Below are 19799 nucleotides of genomic sequence, written 5' to 3'. Positions count from 1 at the left end.
GAATGAGAAAACGGGTACCAGTTCTTGCCTATACGGGTACTGGCACTACCATGCTGGAGGGTTTATGACGTTGATGGTGGATAAACAGCCGCAGCTGGCGCTGCTTGAAGAGAGCCGCAAACAGCTGGGCGCGTTTCTGCGCGCGCGGCGCGAAAGCCTCGACCCGCAGCGGCTCGGCCTGCCGCGCAGCAGCCGGCGGCGCACGCCGGGCCTCAGGCGTGAAGAGGTGGCGCTGCTAGCCGATGTTGGCGTCACCTGGTACACCTGGCTGGAGCAGGGCCGCGAGGTGAACCCCTCGGCTAATGTTTTGCAGGCGATAGCCTCCGCATTGCAGTGCACGCCAACCGAGACGCGGCATCTTTTTCTGCTGGCTGGGCTAGCGCCGACCGAAGCGCTCAACTCCCCGCAGTGCGAAGGCATCAGCGACAGCACGCGCCGCCTGCTGGACAGCCTGCTGCCGAATCCTGCCAGTATCCAGAAACCCAATTTCGATATTGTTGCGTGGAATGCCGGGTTTGAGCGCCTGATGGGCATCAAGTTTGACGAGATCCCGGAAGATGACCGCAACTGCATCTATCTCTACTTAACCCATCCGCAGTGGCGCAGCCGCCTTGGGCTGGATGATCAGGTGCTTTCGACTTTCGTTGCCTATTTCCGGGCGGCCATGGCCGCGCACCGCGGGGATGCGATATGGGAAGCGAAGCTGGCACGCTTTTGCGCGGCGTCGGCGGAGTTTGAAACGCTGTGGCGCAAGCACTATGAAGTGAGCGGCGTGGAGAATAAGGTCAAGGTCTTTGCGCACCCGCAGCTCGGCACGATTACCCTGCAGCAGATGTACTGGTACTCCGCGCCGCGCAACGGATCGCGGTTACTGGTCTATATGCCGGTGGATGAGCAGGGCGAGCAGGCGCTGCAGTGGCTGGCGCAGAATGCTTAAGGACGCAGGCGCTTCTGATCTTTTCGCGGCAGGGTGTCGACCACGCGATCCCAGGCGTGCTGGATCAGGGATTCGAGCAGCGGGAGGTCAATCTCATCGCCTGCGTAGACCGAGATCCAGTGCTTTTTATTCATGTGATAGCCCGGTTCAATACTGGGGTAGATCTGCTGGTTAAGCAGGGCAGTCTGCGGCTCCGATTTCATCGTTACCATCGGCCTGCCGTGGGCGGTGGTGGTCATCATAAAGATCTTGCCGCACACCTTGAAGACGTCATGTTCCGGGCCAAACGGCCAGCAGTGCTCGGTAAAGGGGAGCGACAGCGCGTAGCGATGAGCGCTCTCCTGCAAGGTTTTACTCTCCATCGTTTTCCTCCTTCGCCAGCGCGCGCCACATCGCCTCAAAGCCGAGGCGCTTAAGCTCTTTGGTCCGCGAGGGATCGCGTCCCGCAAAGTTAATGGTGGTTTCCGCCATCGCCAGGAAAATGGCATCGCCAAAGGCGGCGTACTCATCCGAGAGGAAAACCGGGCGCACCGAGCGGTGGCACAGCTCATGCAGCTCCGGGAAGATATCGGCTACCTGCTGCTTGGTTCCGGCGGTCAGCTTTTCGCTGATGGCGATCTGGCGCACCGCATGATGGCCGTTGGGGTGGCGAATACCCCAGTCGATATAGCTGTCCCAGATGGAGTGGGTGTGCACCTTCGAATCGCTGCTGGAGCGGTCGAGATTCGCCAGCATGGTGCCGCAAAGATCGGTTTTCAGATGCAGATAGAGCGCGTTCAACAGATCGTCTTTGGTGGCGAAGTAGCGAAACAGTGTCCCTTCCGCGACGCCTGCATTACGGGCGATAAGCGCGGTTGAGGCGGCAATCCCCGACTGGGCAATCGCTTTGGTTGCTGCTTTCAGTAATGCCAGTTTCTTATCTTCACTCTTCGGACGAGCCACGCCGCTTTTCTCCGCTTTTTACAAAAACCACGATTGAAACATGCCCTTTGAGAGGCTGCAACGTCGAATATCAAACAACGAAAAATCGTCTTGACGATTTAATGTTCGTTTCTATAATGAGTGCTTACTCACTCATAATCAAGTTCAATGAGTATCGTCTCAACGGATGGGATCGATTTAGCCGGGTCAGGATATGAAACGTCTCACTATCAGCGTGGTTGTCGTTATGCTCGTTGCGTCTGCTGCAAGCTTACCTTTTGTTCTGAATGCCGGTTTTGGCCAGCCACCGCAGGGTGAGGCGCTCAGCGCCGTGGAAAAATCGCCCCATTACCGCGATGGCGCATTTCACAATACATTGCCGACGCCGGGCTTTACCGGTGAGCAAAATAAGCTGGCGTTGTGGTGGGATTTTCTCTTCGGTAAACGCGAAAACGCGCGCCCGCAGCAGCCGCTACCGATGGTGGCAACCGATCTTGCGGCGCTGCCGTTGCAGGAGGATACGCTGGTCTGGATGGGGCACTCCTCGTGGTATATGCAGCTGGCGGGCAAACGCATCCTGATCGACCCGGTGCTGAGCGACTACGCCGCGCCGTTCTCCTTTCTCAATAAAGCGTTTGCCGGTAACGGCGTCTGGACCGCAGAGAGTATGCCGGAGATCGATCTGCTGATTATCTCCCACGACCATTATGACCACCTCGATCACGCCACCATCAAGGCGCTGATGCCGAAGATCAAACGCGTTGTTACGCCACTCGGTGTCGGCTCCCATCTGCGTTACTGGGGGATGGAGGCGGCGAAGATTGAGGAGGCGGACTGGCAGCAGAGCGTGCAGGTCAGCGATACGCTTAGCGTCAATATTCTGCCCGCGCGTCACTTCTCCGGCCGTGGGCTGAAGCGCAACCAGACGCTGTGGGCCAGCTTTCTGTTTGTCACGCCTGAACGCAAAGTCTACTACAGCGGCGACAGCGGTTATGGCCCGCACTTTAAGGCCATCGGCGACAGGTTCGGCCCCATCGATATTGCCATTATGGAAAATGGGCAGTACGACGAGGCGTGGAAATATATTCATATGATGCCGGAGCAGAGCGCGCAGGCGGCGCAGGATCTGCAGGCACGCGCAGTGCTGCCGGGCCATGCCGGGCGTTTTGTGTTGGCAAAACACAGCTGGGACGATCCGTACAAACGTTTAGCGGCTGCCAGCCGCGATAAAGAGTTTCGCTTACTGACACCGAAGCTGGGCGAAGTGGTGTTTGCGGCCGATACGGCGCAAACATTCAGCGCCTGGTGGGAATAAACCGTTTAATTAATCGAAGTGCAGGGGGGATCGCAGCATGACTATTTCCGCTCAGGTTATCGACACTATCGTCGAGTGGATCGACGACAATCTTCATCAACCCTTGCGTATTGATGAGATTGCCGCGCACGCAGGCTACTCCAAGTGGCATCTGCAACGGCTCTTTTTGCAGTACAAAGGGGAGAGCCTCGGGCGCTATATCCGCGAGCGCAAACTCGCGCGCGCCGCGCAGGATTTACGCAACACCGATCAGAAGGTTTACGACATCTGCCTGAAATATGGCTTCGATTCGCAACAAACTTTCACGCGGATCTTTACCCGCACCTTTAACCAGCCGCCGGGAGCCTACCGGCGTGAAAACCATCAGCACACCCATTAACAGTACAAACCGGCATCTGGCCGGTTTTTTCACTCTTGTATCGTCTGCTTAATACCTAAGCGGCTGCAAAAGGTGCTCAGCCCTTCCCGTGCCAGCAGCACTTCAAGCTGGTGCAGTTCGTCAGCGGTAAGCATCTGCAAGGCGTTGATGATATTTTGCATGGTGCCTGGCGCGGTGAGATAGGGCGTTGGCGGTTCGGCGAGCGAGCTGTTAAAACCGCTGTGGCGCATGGCGGGCAGTTCCATCACCAGGCTCAGCACTTTATCCGTGATCAATACGTAGCGGGCGCGGCCCCCTTTTACGCCGGGGAGACTCTCGGTTTTCCACTTGTGACGTTTGATCCAGCGGTTGATGGTCTGTCGTGTGACGCCGAGGCGGTTGGCTAACTCAGCGGTGGTCATTTTGCTTGGTAATGTGTTCATCTTATTTCTGGTCGCGGATCCCTAAACGTTGCAACAGGCCGGTGATGCCGTCGCGTAAAAGCATTGAAGAGAGCAGAGTGCGCTCGGCGTCTGTCATCTCTTTTGCCAGCCTGAGCAGAAGTGCTTCCAGCGAAGCGTCGCTGCTGGCGTTGTCGGTAGAAGGGGAGAGTTCATTGCGCTGCGCGCTGCGGATAAAGGCGCGAACCTGTTCATTAACGTGAACCAGGCGGGCTTTTCCTCCCTGAACGCCAGGTTTTGGCGAGGTGATCCACCCCTCTTTACGCACCCATTTATTGATGGTTTGCCGGCTGTACCCGGTAAGCGTAGCCAGCTCTTCCGGCGTCATTCGTTCCTTGAGCATATAATTTCCCGGTGAGTAGTAAGGGTAATTAGTGGTTTATGTTATAGCACCATTTTAGAAGAAAATGTGACAGGTTTAACTGCTGGCTGCGAGGCGCTTCGCAAGGGGATTCAATTGCATGCTTTTTCAGCGGTTGATAAAGGGGCGGTGATTTTGCCGTTGACACCTGACAAGGGAATTCATATCATGCCGCCCGTCAACACGACACGCTTTACGCGATGGGGCTATAGCTCAGCTGGGAGAGCGCTTGCATGGCATGCAAGAGGTCAGCGGTTCGATCCCGCTTAGCTCCACCAAATTCCGAACCCAACGGAACTGGTGCGTAAAGTAACATTGTGGGGCTATAGCTCAGCTGGGAGAGCGCTTGCATGGCATGCAAGAGGTCAGCGGTTCGATCCCGCTTAGCTCCACCAAAATTTGAACCCTCGCGTTTACGCGGGGGTTTTTTGTTTCAGGTTTTCTCTACGCTGTTGTCTGATAAAGATGCATCTCTGCTATTTTCTCGCCCATTTCCCTTGCTTGCTTCACTCTTTCAATAAACCTATTATTCATGGTAATTATTTTTTAACCACCAGAGCCGACATTATTTTATGAAATCCGGTTACGTGAAGCCGTTTCTTCTGGCGTTAATGATGTGCTTGGTGGCCATTCCCGTAGCCCGTTATATTTCGCCGAAAACGGTCGTTGATGGCGGCAATATTTATCTCGCCTGGTTACCCTTAAGCGTTACGCTGGCGCTGCTGCTGTTATTTGGTCGTCACGCCATTGCGCCGCTCATTATCGGCTCCGCCATCATTAATGAGATTGCTTTTCATCTGCCTTTCGACGAAGCGGCAGTGCTGCTCTTCTGCCAGCTGTTTATTCTCTTTATCGTGTGCGGCATTGTTCGCTGGCAGCTTGGTTCGCGCTGGCGTTACGGTATTCCCAATAAAAATATGGGGGTACGCATTTTATGGCTGGGATTTATTGCGCCCGTCGGGATAAAAGTATCGATGTATCTTGCCGGGGAGTGGCTTAATTATCCGGTCTATCTCTCCAATTATTTCGGCAGCGGTTCGTTAATATTCTCAATAATCGATATTCAGAGTTTGATGTGTTCGGCGTTGATTTTCACCATGATTGTTTATTATCCGATGCGCATGATCCTCAATCCGCGCTTCGAAAAAGTGTGGTGGCGTCGTAGCGTTATTCCCTGTTTTAGCAAAAGAAAACGTTTATTTAGCCTGGGCTGGCTGGCGACATTAATCACCGTTGTGGCGCTTCTATGCGCACCCTATAAATCAGATCTGATTGCCGGTTATCTGGTACCGGTGATCTTTATTATCTTCAACTTTGGCTGTAGCCGCCTGCCGGGCACGTTTCTGACGCTGAGCTGGTCCATTTCGGCTTTCCTGTTACTGGCCTATAACAACAACTTCTTTCATGGCGTACGAGCGGATTACTCGCTGGCATTTGTCATGTCAGTGCTGATCTGTTTCACCGTCTGCCTGCTCTATAACATCCGCGTTTTCAACCGCAGCCTGTGGCTAAAGCGGCGCTGGCAGGCGCAAGCGATGAGCGATCCCCTCACCGGGTTGCCCAATCTGCGCGCGCTGGAAAGAGAAGTGGAGCGCCAGCCGGGCAGTATCGTCTGCTGCCTGCATATGAAAAATCTCGATTTCCTCAGCCGCCACTTTGGCATGATGATGCGCGTACATGTGAAGCGCAGCGTCACCCGCACGCTGCAACCCTGGCTGCGTGAAGGAGAGCATTTCTTTCAGCTGCCCGGTAATGAATTACTCCTGCTACTCAGTGGGCCAGAAACCCTGGCGCGCCTGCACTCGATGCTGGATCGCCTTAACAGCCAGCGCATCTGCTGGAATAAGAACCCGCTGGAGATTGAGTTCGGTGCCTCGTGGGGCGAACTGCAGGGCAACCGGGAGGCGTTGCAGCAGACGCTCGGCCAGCTGAGCTGGCTGTCAGAGCAGACGGACAGCGAAAATCGTGTGCTGGCGCTCACTAACAGCCTGGCGGAAGTGAATACCCAGACCACTGAGCGCGTGCTGCAACTGGAGAGGGTGAAACGGGCGCTGGAGGAGAGCGGGATTACGCTCTATGCCCAGCCCATCGTCGATGCCAATGGCGAGGGCTATCACGAGATCCTCTCAAGGCTGGTCAGCGATGGCCATATCATCATGCCCGACCAGTTTATTCCGGTGATTGCCCAGTTTGATCTCGGTTCGCGCTTCGATATGCAGGTCGTCGAAACGCTGCTGAAATGGATGCAGGCGCATCCGCAGCCCGCTGCAAAGGCGCGTTTCTCCCTCAATCTGATGCCGCTGACCCTGATGCAGCAATCCTTCGCTACCCAGTTTCTTGCACTGTTTGCGCGCTACGGCATCGCCGCGCAGGCGGTGATTATTGAAATTACCGAGGAGCAGGCTTTTTCCCACTCGGAAGTGAGCATCCGTAATATCACGCGCTTACGCGAGGCGGGGTTTAAGATCGCTATTGATGACTTCGGCACCGGCTACGCCAACTTCGAGCGTTTAAAGCGCATCAAGGCGGATATCATCAAAATCGACGGCTGTTTTGTGCGCGATATCCTCACTGATCCGCAGGATGCGATGATCGTGAAAGCGATATGCGATCTGGCAAAGGCCAAAGGTCTGACGGTGGTGGCCGAGTACGTGGAGAGTGAGGCGCAGCGCGAGCTGCTGCTCAATGCGGGCGTCGACTATTTGCAGGGCTATCTGCTCGGCAAGCCGCAGCAGCTGGCATAAAAAAACCGGGGCATGCCCCGGTTTTTGTTAAAGCATATTCGAATCAGATAACCAGCGCCGCGATCGCCGCAGAGAGCACGCTCACCAGCGTCGAACCGTAAACCAGCTTCAGACCAAAGCGGGAAACCACGTTGCCCTGCTCTTCGTTCAGGCCTTTGATCGCGCCTGCGATAATGCCGATAGAGGAGAAGTTAGCAAAGGATACCAGGAAGACCGAGAGGATACCTTCCGAACGCGGAGAGAGGGTGGAGGCAATTTTCTGCAGATCCATCATCGCCACGAATTCGTTGGAGACCAGTTTAGTCGCCATGATACTCGCTACCTGCAACGCTTCATGAGCCGGTACGCCCAGCACCCAGGCAACCGGGTAGAAGATGTACCCCAGAATGCCCTGGAAGGAGATGCCCAGCACGGCTGCGAAGAGGGCGTTCAGGCCGGAAATCAGCGCGATAAAGCCAATCAGCATCGCCGCAACGATAATCGCCACTTTGAAACCTGCCAGAATGTATTCACCCAGCATCTCAAAGAAGCTCTGACCTTCGTGCAGTTTCGCCATCTGCAGGTTCTCTTCGCTCTCATCCACGCGGTACGGGTTGAGCAGCGAGAGCACGATAAAGGTACTGAACATGTTCAGCACCAGCGCCGCGACGACATATTTCGGCTGCAGCATGGTCATGTAGGCACCCACAATTGACATCGAAACTGTCGACATTGCTGTCGCGGCCATGGTGTACATGCGGTTGCGTGACATTTTGCCGAGGATATCTTTATAAGCAATAAAGTTCTCAGATTGACCCAGAATCAGGGAGCTGACCGCGTTAAACGATTCCAGTTTACCCATGCCGTTCACTTTCGACAGCACCGTACCGATGGCGCGAATCACAATCGGCAGGACGCGAATGTGCTGCAAAATACCAATCAGCGCAGAGATAAAGACGATCGGGCAGAGCACTTTCAGGAAGAAGAAGGCCAGGCCTTCGTCATTCATTTTGCCGAAGACGAAGTTGGTGCCTTCGTTGGCAAAGCCGAGCAGTTTTTCAAACATCTCGGAGAAGCCTTTTACGAAGCCAAGGCCGACATCAGAGTTGAGGAAGAACCAGGCCAGCACAACTTCAATCACCAGCAGTTGAATAACAAAGCGGATGCGGATCTTTTTGCGATCGCTGCTCACGAGCAAGGCAAGCAGCGCCACAACAGCAAGCGCCAGGACAAAGTGCAGAACGCGGGACATATTTGCTCCAAATATGAGACGGGTAGGAATTTCGTGCACATTCTATGTAACAAGACAAAAGAAAACGAGATCAAAGGCACACTATATTAATGTCCTGTGACCAGACTCAAAATTAGTGATCAAACATACAATTCAGGTATGTTAATAAAGGCCGTGAAAAGTTGCGTCACGCTGCTAGACTCATAACATAACGCTGCGGTAAATGTTGTCGCCGCCGTCACCATCCTTGGCATTCAACCCTTCTATTGTTTCAGGCTATCAGAGAAATCAAGTAAACCCATCCTAACGATCTTGATAATCATTCTCATTTTGGTAGCATCAAACATAGCAAAGGCTATATTTAGGGGCAATAAATGAGCAGTAGTCGCGTGGAGAGCAGTAACGGACGGGCAGCACGCAAACTCCGGTTTGCGCTGATGGGGCCTGCATTTATCGCTGCTATTGGTTACATCGATCCGGGTAACTTTGCCACCAATATTCAGGCGGGCGCGACCTTCGGCTACCAGCTTTTATGGGTAGTGGTGTGGGCGAACCTGATGGCGATGCTCATTCAGCTGCTTTCTGCCAAGCTCGGTATTGCGACCGGCAAAAATCTCGCGGAGCAGATCCGCGATCACTATCCGCGCCCGCTGGTGTGGTTTTACTGGGTGCAGGCGGAAATTATCGCCATGGCGACGGACCTCGCGGAGTTTATCGGCGCGGCGATTGGCTTCAAGCTGATCCTCGGCGTGTCGCTGATGCAGGGCGCGGTGCTGACCGGGATCGCCACCTTCCTGATCCTGATGCTGCAAAAGCGCGGGCAGAAACCGCTGGAAAAGGTGATTGGCGGCCTGCTGCTGTTTGTCGCGGCGGCCTATATCGTTGAGCTAATTTTCTCGCAGCCGAAGCTGGCGGCGCTGGCAAAAGGGATTGTTATTCCTACGCTTTCAGGCACTGATGCGGTGTTCCTTGCCGCCGGGGTACTGGGCGCGACCATTATGCCGCACGTCATCTATCTGCACTCCTCCCTGACGCAAAACCTGCATGACGGTACGCGCCGGGAGCGTTATTCCGCCACCAAATGGGATGTCGGGCTGGCAATGACCATTGCCGGATTTGTTAACCTGGCGATGATGGCGACAGCTGCGGCGGCATTTCACTTTAATGGACACACCGGGGTGGCCGATCTCGACCAGGCCTATTTAACGCTGGAGCCACTGTTAAGCCATGCCGCGGCGACTATTTTCGGCCTCAGTCTGGTGGCTGCGGGTCTCTCTTCGACTGTCGTTGGTACGCTGGCCGGGCAGGTGGTGATGCAGGGGTTTGTCCGGTTCCATATTCCGCTGTGGGTACGCCGTACCATCACTATGATGCCATCGTTTATTGTTATCTGGCTGGGGCTGGACCCGACGCGAATCCTGGTGATGAGCCAGGTGCTGCTGAGCTTTGGTATCGCGCTGGCGCTGGTGCCGCTGCTGGTGTTTACCAGTAATGCAAAATTGATGGGCGAACTGGTGAATACCGTGCTGGTAAGACGCACTGGCTGGGTGATTGTCGCGCTGGTGGTGTGCCTGAATGGCTGGCTGCTGGTGGGAACGCTTGCCGAGTTGATGGGTAAATAACGCCCGGTGGCAATGGGCGTATCGTTTCTGCGGCTTGAATGCCCGATGGCGCTGCGCTTATCGGGCCTACGAATCTTGTGCGGTTTGAAGGTTCGGTGTTGAATGCCCGATGGCGCTACGCTTATCGGGCCTACGAATCTGGTGCGGTTTGACGGTTTGATGCTGAATGCCCGATGGCGCTACGCTTATCGGGCCTACAAAAATTTATCGGCGCACAAAACTTTTCGGGGGCTGGATCGCGTAGGCCGGATAAGGCGTTAGCCGCCATCCGGCACTTTACGTTTCACCGGGTAATCAAACTACCTGCGAAACACAATTAATGGTGGTGTCCATGCCCGTGACCGCGACCCGGTCCACGGCGATCGTCACGATCGTTCCAGCCTTCGCGATAGCCGCGCTCATAGGCGTCACGCTTGTCCCAACCACGTTTATCCCAGCCACGATGCCAGCCGCGGTCATGTTTATGCCAGCGGTGATCGCGCCACTCATAATTATTGTTCCAGTAATTGCGGTCGCGCCAGCGGCCGCCGTCCCAGTAGTTACCATAATTATCGCGATCGCCGATCTGCAATTTAACCGACGGCAACAGGGTGATTTCTCCAGCATTGGCGGCCAGCGGCGCAAAAGCCAGTAATACTGCTGCCAGAATCAGTGACCTGAACATACTCTTCTCCTTCACGATCGGGCCGGGGAGGCCTGTGGCGGCAATATTACGGGGCGCGCAAACCCCGTATTAGTGGCGGAACTCCTAAATCATCGTTAAGAGCACGTTTTGCTAAATCGCTCGCTTACTGCGTGCCGGCGAGAATGGCGTCAATCTCCTCGCACTCCTGGGCGCTAAATGTCCGGTTCTCCAGCATCCCCACCGCATCGTCAAGCTGGCTGGTCTTACTGGCACCAATCAGCACCGACGTCACTTTCCCGCCGCGCAGCACCCACGCCAGCGCCATCTGCGAGAGCTTCTGCCCGCGGCGCCCGGCCACGGCATTTAGCGCCCGCACCGTCGCCAGTTTCTCTTCGGTGAGTTGATCCGGGTTGAGGAAGCGGCTGCCGCTCGCCGCGCGCGAATCCGCCGGGATCCCTTGCAGATAGCGGTCGGTCAACTGCCCACCAGCCAGCGGCGAAAACGCGATACTGCCAACGCCTTTTTCCTGCAACAGATCCAGCAGCTCGCTCTCGACCCAGCGTTCAAACAGCGAGTATTTCGGCTGATGGATCAGGCACGGCGTGCCGAGATCGTTAAGGATCTCGATCGCTTCCCGCGCCTGTGCCGCCGGGTAGTTCGACAGCCCGACATAGAGCGCCTTGCCCTGGCGCACCAGGTGATCGAGTGCGCGCATTGTCTCTTTCAGCGGTGTCTCGGGATCCGGGCGGTGATGATAGAAAATATCGACATACTCAATGCCCATGCGCCGCAGGCTCTGATCGAGGCTGGCAACCAGATATTTGCGCGATCCCCAGTCGCCATAAGGGCCGTCCCACATGGTGTAACCGGCTTTGCTGGAGATAATCAGCTCATCACGATAGGGGCGGAAATCCTCCTGCATGATGCGCCCAAAGTTGCTCTCGGCCGAGCCGGGCGGTGGTCCGTAGTTATTCGCCAGATCGAAATGGGTGATGCCGAGGTCAAAGGCGTGGCGCAGCAGCTGTCGGCTGGTCTCAAGCAGTGTGGCATCGCCAAAGTTATGCCACAGCCCGAGCGACACCAAAGGCAATTTGAGCCCGCTCTCGCCGCAACGGTTATAGGCCATTTTTTCATAACGTGCGGGGTCCGCCAGGTAAATCATGCAAATACTCCTGATAAAAGGGGAAGCGATAAATTCCAGGCACAAAAGCGCGCCATGTTGCGCACTATTTCAGCGCACAAACGCACTCCAGGTATCTCCTTGTAACGCACTGCGGCAATAAGGCAGTAATCAGTCTGAAAGCTTAGGGCTAATCTGTGATGTAGATCGATAATAAAGGGGCACTCGTGATATGGTCGTTGTCGTTACAGCGCCTTGAATTTACAGTGTGCCAAAGATTTATTCTGACTTTAGCGGAGCCGTAGAAGAATGAAAAAATATGCTTTAGTGGGAGACGTGGGCGGCACCAACGCGCGCTTAGCGTTGTGTGATGTCGAGACCGGCGACATTTCCCGGGCGAAGACCTATTCAGGTCTTGATTACCCGAGCCTGGAAGCGGTCGTTCGCGTTTACCTCGAAGAGCACGAGGTGAGTGTGGAAGATGGCTGTATCGCCATCGCTTGCCCCATCACCGGCGACTGGGTGGCGATGACCAACCACACCTGGGCCTTCTCCATTGACGAAATGAGGCAAAACCTCGGCTTCGCGCATCTGGAGATCATCAACGATTTCACCGCCGTTTCAATGGCCATCCCGATGCTGAAAGCGGAACACCTGATTCAGTTTGGCGGCAACGCGCCGGTTGAAGGCAAACCGATTGCCGTTTACGGTGCCGGCACCGGTCTTGGCGTCGCGCATCTGGTGCATGTGGATAAGCGCTGGGTGAGTCTGCCGGGCGAAGGCGGCCACGTCGATTTTGCACCGAACAGCGAAGAGGAGGGAATTATCCTTGAGGAGCTGCGGGCTGAAATTGGCCACGTCTCCGCCGAGCGCGTGCTCTCCGGCCCCGGGCTTATCAACCTCTACCGCGCGATTGTCAAATCAGACGGTCGCCTGCCGGAAAACCTGCAACCAAAAGATATTACCGAGCGTGCATTGTCGGACAGCTGCACCGACTGTCGCCGCGCGCTGTCGCTGTTTTGCGTGATTATGGGCCGTTTTGGCGGCAACCTGGCGCTCAATCTCGGCACGTTTGGCGGCGTTTACATCGCGGGTGGCATCGTGCCGCGCTTCCTTGATTTCTTCACCGCCTCCGGTTTTCGCGGCGGCTTCGAAGATAAAGGGCGCTTCAAAGCCTATGTGCAGGATATTCCGGTCTACCTGATTGTTCACGATAACCCAGGCCTGCTGGGCTCCGGCGCACATCTGCGCCAGACGCTGGGTTATGTCCTCTAAAGATTCATCAGTTGCCTGAATTCTTTTACCTTGCTGCGGCTGACGGGCACCTGAAAATCGAGGTCCCGCAGCCGCAGAATATAGGTGTTGTTAAACCAGGGTTCGATCTCGCGGATCTTGTCCAGATTAACGCAGTATGAGCGGTGGCAGCGGAAGAAGTGCGCCGTTGGCAGCTTGCTGCAAAACTCGGTAATATTCATCGGCATCACGTACGATTCCCGCCTGGTATAGACAAACGTCATCTTCTCGTGCGCTTCTGCGTAATAGATGTCGTGAATACTGGTGACAATAATCCGCTCATCTTTTACCAGGTTAATGGTGGCGTTTTCCCGCGATTGCGGGCTGCTCGCGGTACCAGCCTGCTGCTGCCAGGCGCTCTCCAGCTTCTGCAACATATTGACGATGCGTGACTCCTGATAGGGTTTCAGGATGTAGTCGAACGCTTCCAGTTCAAACGCCTCGACCGCATGCTCTTTCCACGCGGTGATAAAGACAATAAAGGGTTTATGAGCGAACTGGCTGATATTCTGCGCCAGCAACACGCCATCCAGCGACGGGATGTTGATATCGAGAAAAATGACGTCCACGCGGTTGTGCTGTAAGTACTTCAGCACGTCGAGACCATCATCGAACGTGCCGACAATCTCCATCTGGCTGTGTTCGCGAATAAGCCAGCTTAGCTCCTGCTGCGCCAGGAATTCATCTTCTACAATGATGACTTTCATCTTCTCTCCGGTCAGGGCAACAGCGTCGCGCGCGACGTCTGGCGGGGCACATAAAAGGCGATTTCGGTGCCCGGCGTCAGGCGGCGAATATGCAGCCCTTCGCCATACAGTAGTTTCACCCGCTGATGAACATTCAGCAGACCAATTTTATTCCCCGGCATTTCGTCTGCTTCGACGCGAGCGATCATTTCTGGGGCAATGCCATTGCCGGTATCGCGCACCGCAATGCGCACCCTGTTGCCGCACTCTTCCACGCTAATGGTGACCACGCCTTTGCCTTTGCAGGGCTGAATACCGTGGACAATCGCATTCTCTACCAGCGGCTGGATCAGCAGGCTCGGGATCACGCAGCTCACCTCTTCATCGATATCATAGATAACCGTCAGCTTATCGCCGAAGCGCGCCTGCTCAATGGCGATATAGTCCTTGATTTGGTAAAGCTCTTTTTTAATGTCGATCTGCTCATCATCTTTTAATTCAATGTTATAGCGCAGATAGCGCGACAGATTGTAGATCAGCTGGCGCGCGGTATCGGGATTGAGGCGAATGGATGAGGAGATGGCATTCAGGGCGTTAAAGAGAAAGTGGGGGTTAATTTTACTTTGCAGTGCGCGCAGCTCCGCTTTATTGGCCATCTCGCGCAGCTGTTCGGCGCGGGAGACTTCTAACTGCGTTGAGATAATCTGCGATAAGCCGACCGCCATATCCTGTAACGCGGAGGTAATCTGATGTGCATGGCAGTAGTAAATTTTCAGCGTTCCGGTGACGATGCCCTGTTCGCGCAGCGGGATCACCAGCATGGAGTGGATCTCCGGCGTGCGGTGCGCTTCATCATTGTTTTTAATGATAATTTCACCGGTGGTAATCGCCTGCTGGGTGGTCGGGCTAATAATATCATCGTTGTCGAGGTAGTTATTTTCGCCCACCCCGACATAAGCCAGCACGTGATCAACGTTGGTGATCGCCACCGCATCGGCGTCAATATCGCGGCGAATGATGTCGCACACCTGGCGCAATGACTCGCTGTTCACATTGCGAAATAGCGGCAGCGTTTTATTGGCAATATCCAGCGCCAGCCGCGCCTGCCGCCCGGCAATTGCCTCTTTTTCCCCCTCAACGCTCTGCACCAGCAGCACAATAAAGCCGATACAGACGGTGCCGAAGATCATCGGCGCGCCGATTTTCGCCACAATATCCAGCCCCAGCGCGGTAGAGGGCGCCCAGATCACCACCAGCAGCATGGTCAGGCTTTCGCAAATCATCCCGCCGATGATCCCGGCGCGCCAGTGCTGGGCTTTGGGAAACTTTCGGTTAATCAGCCCCGACATCACGCCAGCGATAATACTGGTGATAAAACAGGGCACGGCGGTCACCCCGCCGATATCAATCAGGTAACGGTGCGTCCCGGCGATAATGCCGGTAATAATGCCGACCCACGGGCCAAACAGGATGCCGCCGGACATCACGGCAATAATGCGCACGTTGACCAGCGATCCCTCCACCGGCACGCCGGACCAGGTGCTGAACAGCGCAAACAGAGAGAAGATCGCTGTTACGCCGAGCAGCTCTTTCGGTGAGTGGGCGGTTTTATGCAGCAGCTCGCGAAACAGGCGGATGCGGATCAGAAAGAAGAGGCAGATCAGCATCAACGCCGCGCGGTCAAAAACCGCCAGCAACATGTCGAATATTTCGTGCACGGGGGACTCATGTGATAGAGGTCAAAGGGCTATGATAAAAAACCCGGCGGCAGATCACCAGTTAACCATTGATTAGATGAATGGGGAAAAACCATTTTTTAAAAAGGGGCTTAAAAGATATCCGACGCAGGGCCGGAATTACGATAACCCGGCTGGGTGTAAGGTAATTTTCTTTTTATCATCTTGTTAATGAAAAGCTACTCTCATGCTTTTAAGCGGCAATCACTTTTCGGTTGCTCAAATGACGTTTCCTCTTTTTCGCTCCCGCACTATTTTTTCGTTTCCCTCTCGACAGCGGGAATTTAATCAGGCTATGTTCTGAACAGGCTGCACATGCAGCGACGTCGCTCGGACGGTCCGGGCGCTAACGTAACTTCGAGGAATCTATGGCTGACTCCAGTCCTGAACGCCGTTTCACGCGTATCGATCGTCTTCCCCCCTATGTGTTTAATATCACTGCTGAACTGAAAATGGCTGCGCGACGCCGCGGCGAGGACATTATCGATTTCAGTATGGGCAACCCGGATGGCGCCACTCCGCCGCATATCGTGGAAAAACTCTGCACCGTGGCGCAGCGCCCCGATACGCACGGGTACTCCACCTCGCGCGGTATTCCGCGTCTGCGGCGGGCTATTTCACGCTGGTATCAGGATCGCTACCAGGTGGATATCGACCCGGAAACGGAGGCGATTGTCACCATCGGTTCGAAAGAGGGGCTGGCGCACCTGATGCTGGCAACGCTGGATCACGGCGATACCGTGCTGGTGCCGAACCCGAGCTATCCGATCCATATCTACGGCGCGGTGATCGCCGGTGCGCAGGTGCGATCGGTGCCGCTGGTAGAAGGGGTCGACTTCTTTAACGAGCTGGAGCGGGCGATCCGCGAAAGTTACCCGAAGCCGAAGATGATGATTTTAGGCTTCCCGTCGAACCCGACCGCGCAGTGCGTGGAGCTGGAGTTCTTCGAGAAAGTGGTGGCGCTGGCGAAGCGTTACGATGTGCTGGTGGTGCACGATCTGGCCTACGCCGATATCGTGTTTGATGGCTGGAAAGCGCCGTCCATTATGCAGGTACCCGGTGCGCGCGATGTCGCCGTTGAGTTCTTCACCCTGTCGAAAAGTTACAATATGGCGGGCTGGCGCATTGGCTTTATGGTCGGTAACCCGACGCTGGTCAACGCGCTGGCGCGTATCAAAAGCTACCACGATTACGGCACCTTCACGCCGCTACAGGTTGCGGCAATTGCCGCGCTGGAAGGGGATCAGCAGTGCGTGCGCGATATCGCCGCGCAGTATAAGCGCCGCCGTGATGTGCTGGTCAAAGGGCTGCATGAAGCGGGCTGGATGGTGGAGATGCCGAAAGCATCGATGTACGTCTGGGCGAAAATCCCGGAGCAGTATGCGGCGATGGGCTCGCTGGAGTTTGCGAAAAAGCTGCTGAAAGAGGCGAAAGTGTGCGTCTCGCCCGGCGTCGGCTTTGGTGATTATGGCGATACCCATGTGCGCTTTGCGCTGATTGAGAACCGCGATCGTATCCGCCAGGCGGTGCGCGGCATCAAAGCGATGTTCCGCGCTGACGGCCTGCTTCCCGTAACGCCAAAAGGGGCAGCGGAAGAGACCCAGCCATAACAATCAGCCATAAAAAAAGGAGCCGCATGGCTCCTTATTTTTTTCTGCGCTATGGCTCAGGCTAGATCATCAGGGCGAATGTGCCGGCCCACACGATAACCATCACCGATATGCCCATAAAGAAATATTTCACGTTCATCGCTCCGCACACAAAGTATGCATTAATGATCTGTCAGGACTGAGTATAGAGAGGTGAAACTACGCCAAAACGAAAATGAGAATTTTCTCCCTTTCGGCCACAGCGCCATCTCAGAATTTCGGGTGATTTCATCACCAAACGGGGGCTAATGTACGCTTAATTTTTTGCCCTTACAAGAGCCTTTTTTCTATTTAATTTTAGCAACTTACAGAGTGTCGGGCTTTGGCGACACAATACTTTCACTGCTAAATAAATTGCCCTTGGGCGACGATTTTTTTGCCCTGCTGAAACGCTTCATTTGCGGTTGAAATATAAGGCGAATTTTATGTGGTGCGTCACAGTTTGCTGCTTGCAGCCATGTTATTGGCGGCACTGCCCGCAGCAAACGCGCCGCAGAGTTGACAAGCGAATCATTATGCAAATAAATGTCTATACAACACATGACAAGAGAACCATATGATTGAGCTGACCTCTGACGATCGTCTGTGGCGTAACGCAACGCTTGCGACCATGGATCCCACGCGAGCAGAACCCTATGGCCTGCTTGAGCGCCATGCCATCGTGGTGCGCAACGGGCAGATCCGGGCAATCGTGCCGGAGAGTGAATTGCCCGCGCACGCGCCGCAGAGCAGCGATCTGCAGGGCCGTCTGGTGACGCCCGGTTTAATCGACTGTCATACTCATCTTGTTTTTGCCGGAAACCGCGCCCAGGAGTGGGAGCAGCGGTTAAACGGTGTTTCGTATCAACAGATTAGCGCCGAAGGCGGCGGGATCAGCTCAACCGTGCGGGCGACGCGAGAGTGTCACGAAGACGAACTGCTTAATCTTGCGCAGTCACGGCTTGTGCGGCTGATGCGCGAAGGCGTCACCACGATTGAGATCAAATCGGGCTACGGGCTGGATGTCGCCAGCGAAGAGAAGATGCTGCGCGTGGCCGGTACGCTGGCGCAAAACAACGCGGTGGAGGTGAGCCGCACGCTGCTCGCCGCGCACGCTGCGCCGCCGGAGTATAAAACGGACCCGCAGGCCTACATTGATTTGGTCTGCAACACCATTTTGCCCACCCTGGCGGACAAAGGGCTGTTTGAAGCGGTAGATGCGTTTTGTGAAAACGTCGGCTTTACTCCGTCGCAAACCGAGCAGGTGTTTCGCGCCGCGCAGGCGCTCGGTATTCCGGTGAAAGGTCATGTTGAGCAGCTCTCCTCGTTGGGCGGCGCGGAGCTGGTCAGCCGCTTTAAGGGCTTATCTGCCGATCATATTGAGTACCTGAGCGAATCGGGCGTGATGGCGATGCGCGCCAGCGGCACCGTTGCTGTTCTGCTGCCCGGTGCCTTCTATTTTCTTAATGAAACGCAAAAACCGCCGGTCGCCCTGCTGCGCCAGCAGGGGGTGCCGATGGCGGTGGCGACGGATTTCAACCCTGGCACCAGCCCGTTTGCCAGCCTGCATCTGGCGATGAATATGGCCTGCGTGAAGTTTGGCCTGACGCCGGAAGAGGCCTGGGCGGGCGTCACGCGTCATGCCGCGCAGGCGCTTGGTCGTAAGCAAACCCATGGTCAGTTGGCCGCCGGGTTTGTCGCCAATTTTGTCGTATGGGACGCTAATCATCCGGTGGAGATGATCTACGAACCGGGACGTAATCCGCTTTATCAACGTATTTTCCGTGGCGAGGTCACTGCATGAATTTATGGAAGCCGGTAGCGCCTGCGTGCTGGCAGGGCAGGGATGACAGCGGCGAAGCGGCAAATGCCCTGCGCCTGTTTCAGACCGTCACTCAGGCGGCGATGTTTGCGCCCGAGCAGCACTGCGGCAAGACGGCGCTGCTCGGCTTTGCCTGTGATGAGGGCGTGAAGCGCAATCAGGGACGCGCGGGGGCCGCGAAGGGGCCGTTTGCCCTGCGTACAGCACTGGCGAATATGGCCAGCCACGCCGGGCATCAACATCTTGTTGATCTGGGGAATATTGTCGCCAGGCCGGAGGCGCTGGAGCAGGCGCAGCAGGCGCTGCATGATGCGGTACTCGCCTGCCAGCAGGCGCAGATGCGCACGCTGGTGTTTGGCGGCGGGCATGAAACGGCGTTTGGTCACGGCTCGGCAATCCTTGATGCTTTCCCCGATGAGCAGGTTGCGATTATCAATCTCGATGCGCACCTCGATTTACGCCACGCGGCGCGCGCCAGCTCCGGCACGCCGTTTCGCCAGCTGGCCCAGCAGTGCGACACTCAGCAGCGCGGCTTTCACTACACCTGTTTCGGTGCCAGCCTGGCGGCCAATACCCAGGCGCTGTGGGATGAGGCAACGCGCCGTAACGTGACGGTAGTTGAGGATCTGGCGCTGTTAAACGCCTTTGAAACCGAAGCGCTACCCGAAATTAAACGCATCATTGAGCAGTATGACAGGATCTATCTGACCATCGATCTCGACGTGCTGCCCGCCTGGGAGATGCCCGCCGTCTCTGCGCCAGCGGCGCTGGGTGTGCCGATGCATCTGCTGCTGCGCATTATCGAGCCGCTGTGTCGCAGCGGCAAAGTGCAGGCGGTGGATTTAGTGGAGTTTAATCCGACATTTGATCACGCAGGGCAGGGCGCGAAAGCCGCTGCCCGGCTGGCCTGGCAAATCCTGCACTGGTGGCAGTGATATACTCGCCTGACACATAACAATA

Annotated in this window: 19 protein-coding genes and 2 tRNA genes; 11 read left to right on the top strand and 10 right to left on the bottom strand. The window is 55.6% G+C overall.

The annotated features are described in order from the left end of the window. Positions 1-64 precede the first annotated feature (64 nt). Positions 65-937: a helix-turn-helix transcriptional regulator gene (locus IAE50_RS08590; RefSeq protein ID WP_225975657.1), complete on the top strand. Its 873-nt coding sequence runs from the start codon at positions 65-67 to the stop codon at positions 935-937. Here IAE50_RS08590 and IAE50_RS08585 read toward each other — a convergent pair. Both IAE50_RS08585 and IAE50_RS08580 read right to left on the bottom strand, forming a co-directional pair. Further along, the gene (locus IAE50_RS08585; protein ID WP_200580042.1) at positions 934-1299 is read right to left on the bottom strand and encodes an MmcQ/YjbR family DNA-binding protein; all 366 of its coding nucleotides are present in this window, start codon (positions 1297-1299) and stop codon (positions 934-936) included. The two genes, IAE50_RS08590 and IAE50_RS08585, sit on opposite strands and share 4 nt — an antisense overlap. Continuing rightward, the gene (locus tag IAE50_RS08580) at positions 1289-1879 is read right to left on the bottom strand and encodes a TetR/AcrR family transcriptional regulator (RefSeq protein WP_200580041.1); all 591 of its coding nucleotides are present in this window, start codon (positions 1877-1879) and stop codon (positions 1289-1291) included. The genes IAE50_RS08585 and IAE50_RS08580 overlap by 11 nt, the downstream gene beginning before the upstream one ends. A 193-nt stretch (positions 1880-2072) precedes the next feature. Here IAE50_RS08580 and IAE50_RS08575 point away from each other — a divergent pair, with 193 nt between their 5' ends. After that, positions 2073-3173, top strand: a complete 1101-nt coding sequence (locus tag IAE50_RS08575) for an MBL fold metallo-hydrolase (protein WP_200133445.1) — start codon at positions 2073-2075, stop codon at positions 3171-3173. A 37-nt stretch (positions 3174-3210) separates the two neighbouring features. Continuing rightward, the gene (locus IAE50_RS08570; protein ID WP_023479912.1) at positions 3211-3552 is read left to right on the top strand and encodes a RamA family antibiotic efflux transcriptional regulator; all 342 of its coding nucleotides are present in this window, start codon (positions 3211-3213) and stop codon (positions 3550-3552) included. 29 nt (positions 3553-3581) lie between these two features. On the opposite strand, the gene IAE50_RS08565 is transcribed toward IAE50_RS08570, so the two are convergent. Continuing rightward, positions 3582-3974: a YfeC-like transcriptional regulator gene (locus IAE50_RS08565; protein ID WP_200580040.1), complete on the bottom strand. Its 393-nt coding sequence runs from the start codon at positions 3972-3974 to the stop codon at positions 3582-3584. A 1-nt stretch (position 3975) separates the two neighbouring features. Next, positions 3976-4335 (bottom strand): YfeC-like transcriptional regulator, encoded by a 360-nt coding sequence (locus IAE50_RS08560; protein WP_094421437.1) that lies wholly within the window; start codon positions 4333-4335, stop codon positions 3976-3978. A 220-nt stretch (positions 4336-4555) separates the two neighbouring features. Here IAE50_RS08560 and IAE50_RS08555 point away from each other — a divergent pair. From IAE50_RS08555 to IAE50_RS08545, 3 genes are all read left to right on the top strand, one after another. After that, positions 4556-4631, top strand: a tRNA-Ala gene (locus tag IAE50_RS08555). Positions 4632-4672: 41 nt separating this feature from the next. Next, positions 4673-4748: transfer RNA gene (locus IAE50_RS08550), tRNA-Ala, on the top strand. Between the two features lie 177 nt (positions 4749-4925). After that, the gene (locus IAE50_RS08545) at positions 4926-7097 is read left to right on the top strand and encodes an EAL domain-containing protein (RefSeq protein WP_200580039.1); all 2172 of its coding nucleotides are present in this window, start codon (positions 4926-4928) and stop codon (positions 7095-7097) included. A 43-nt stretch (positions 7098-7140) separates the two neighbouring features. On the opposite strand, the gene IAE50_RS08540 is transcribed toward IAE50_RS08545, so the two are convergent. Then, positions 7141-8328, bottom strand: a complete 1188-nt coding sequence (locus IAE50_RS08540) for a NupC/NupG family nucleoside CNT transporter (RefSeq protein ID WP_023479798.1) — start codon at positions 8326-8328, stop codon at positions 7141-7143. Positions 8329-8681: 353 nt separating this feature from the next. Between IAE50_RS08540 and IAE50_RS08535 the strand changes: the two genes are divergently transcribed. After that, positions 8682-9929, top strand: coding sequence for an Nramp family divalent metal transporter (locus IAE50_RS08535; protein ID WP_200133442.1), 1248 nt, complete (start codon positions 8682-8684; stop codon positions 9927-9929). Positions 9930-10245: 316 nt separating this feature from the next. Here IAE50_RS08535 and IAE50_RS08530 read toward each other — a convergent pair whose 3' ends face one another. Next, complete coding sequence (locus IAE50_RS08530; RefSeq protein ID WP_023479767.1) at positions 10246-10593, bottom strand: DUF2502 domain-containing protein; 348 nt, start codon at positions 10591-10593, stop codon at positions 10246-10248. A 124-nt stretch (positions 10594-10717) separates the two neighbouring features. Continuing rightward, positions 10718-11716: an L-glyceraldehyde 3-phosphate reductase gene (mgrA, locus tag IAE50_RS08525; protein ID WP_200580038.1), complete on the bottom strand. Its 999-nt coding sequence runs from the start codon at positions 11714-11716 to the stop codon at positions 10718-10720. Between the two features lie 267 nt (positions 11717-11983). Here mgrA and glk point away from each other — a divergent pair, with 267 nt between their 5' ends. After that, a complete protein-coding gene (gene glk / locus IAE50_RS08520) occupies positions 11984-12949 on the top strand; it encodes a glucokinase (protein ID WP_023479899.1) in 966 nt (321 codons plus the stop codon). Here glk and IAE50_RS08515 read toward each other — a convergent pair. Next, positions 12946-13674, bottom strand: coding sequence for a LytTR family DNA-binding domain-containing protein (locus tag IAE50_RS08515; RefSeq protein WP_200580037.1), 729 nt, complete (start codon positions 13672-13674; stop codon positions 12946-12948). The genes glk and IAE50_RS08515 overlap by 4 nt on opposite strands. 11 nt (positions 13675-13685) lie before the next feature. Next, a complete protein-coding gene (locus tag IAE50_RS08510; RefSeq protein WP_094421427.1) occupies positions 13686-15371 on the bottom strand; it encodes a sensor histidine kinase in 1686 nt (561 codons plus the stop codon). A 386-nt stretch (positions 15372-15757) separates the two neighbouring features. Between IAE50_RS08510 and alaC the strand changes: the two genes are divergently transcribed. Next, complete coding sequence (alaC, locus tag IAE50_RS08505; RefSeq protein ID WP_042716508.1) at positions 15758-16999, top strand: alanine transaminase; 1242 nt, start codon at positions 15758-15760, stop codon at positions 16997-16999. A gap of 61 nt (positions 17000-17060) precedes the next feature. On the opposite strand, the gene ypdK is transcribed toward alaC, so the two are convergent. After that, positions 17061-17132, bottom strand: coding sequence for a membrane protein YpdK (ypdK, locus tag IAE50_RS08500; RefSeq protein ID WP_099458783.1), 72 nt, complete (start codon positions 17130-17132; stop codon positions 17061-17063). 462 nt (positions 17133-17594) lie between these two features. On the opposite strand from ypdK, the gene hutI reads away from it, so the two are divergent. Further along, positions 17595-18821 carry an imidazolonepropionase gene (gene hutI, locus IAE50_RS08495; RefSeq protein WP_200133440.1) on the top strand — a complete coding sequence of 409 codons (1227 nt, stop codon included), beginning with the start codon at positions 17595-17597 and terminating at the stop codon, positions 18819-18821. After that, positions 18818-19774 (top strand): formimidoylglutamase, encoded by a 957-nt coding sequence (hutG, locus tag IAE50_RS08490; protein ID WP_200133439.1) that lies wholly within the window; start codon positions 18818-18820, stop codon positions 19772-19774. The genes hutI and hutG overlap by 4 nt, the downstream gene beginning before the upstream one ends. Positions 19775-19799: the final 25 nt, after the last annotated feature.

It is taken from the genome of Kosakonia sp. S42, assembly GCF_016624785.1.
Classification (GTDB): Bacteria; Pseudomonadota; Gammaproteobacteria; order Enterobacterales; family Enterobacteriaceae; genus Kosakonia; species Kosakonia cowanii.
This window is presented reverse-complemented; position numbering and strand designations above follow the sequence as displayed.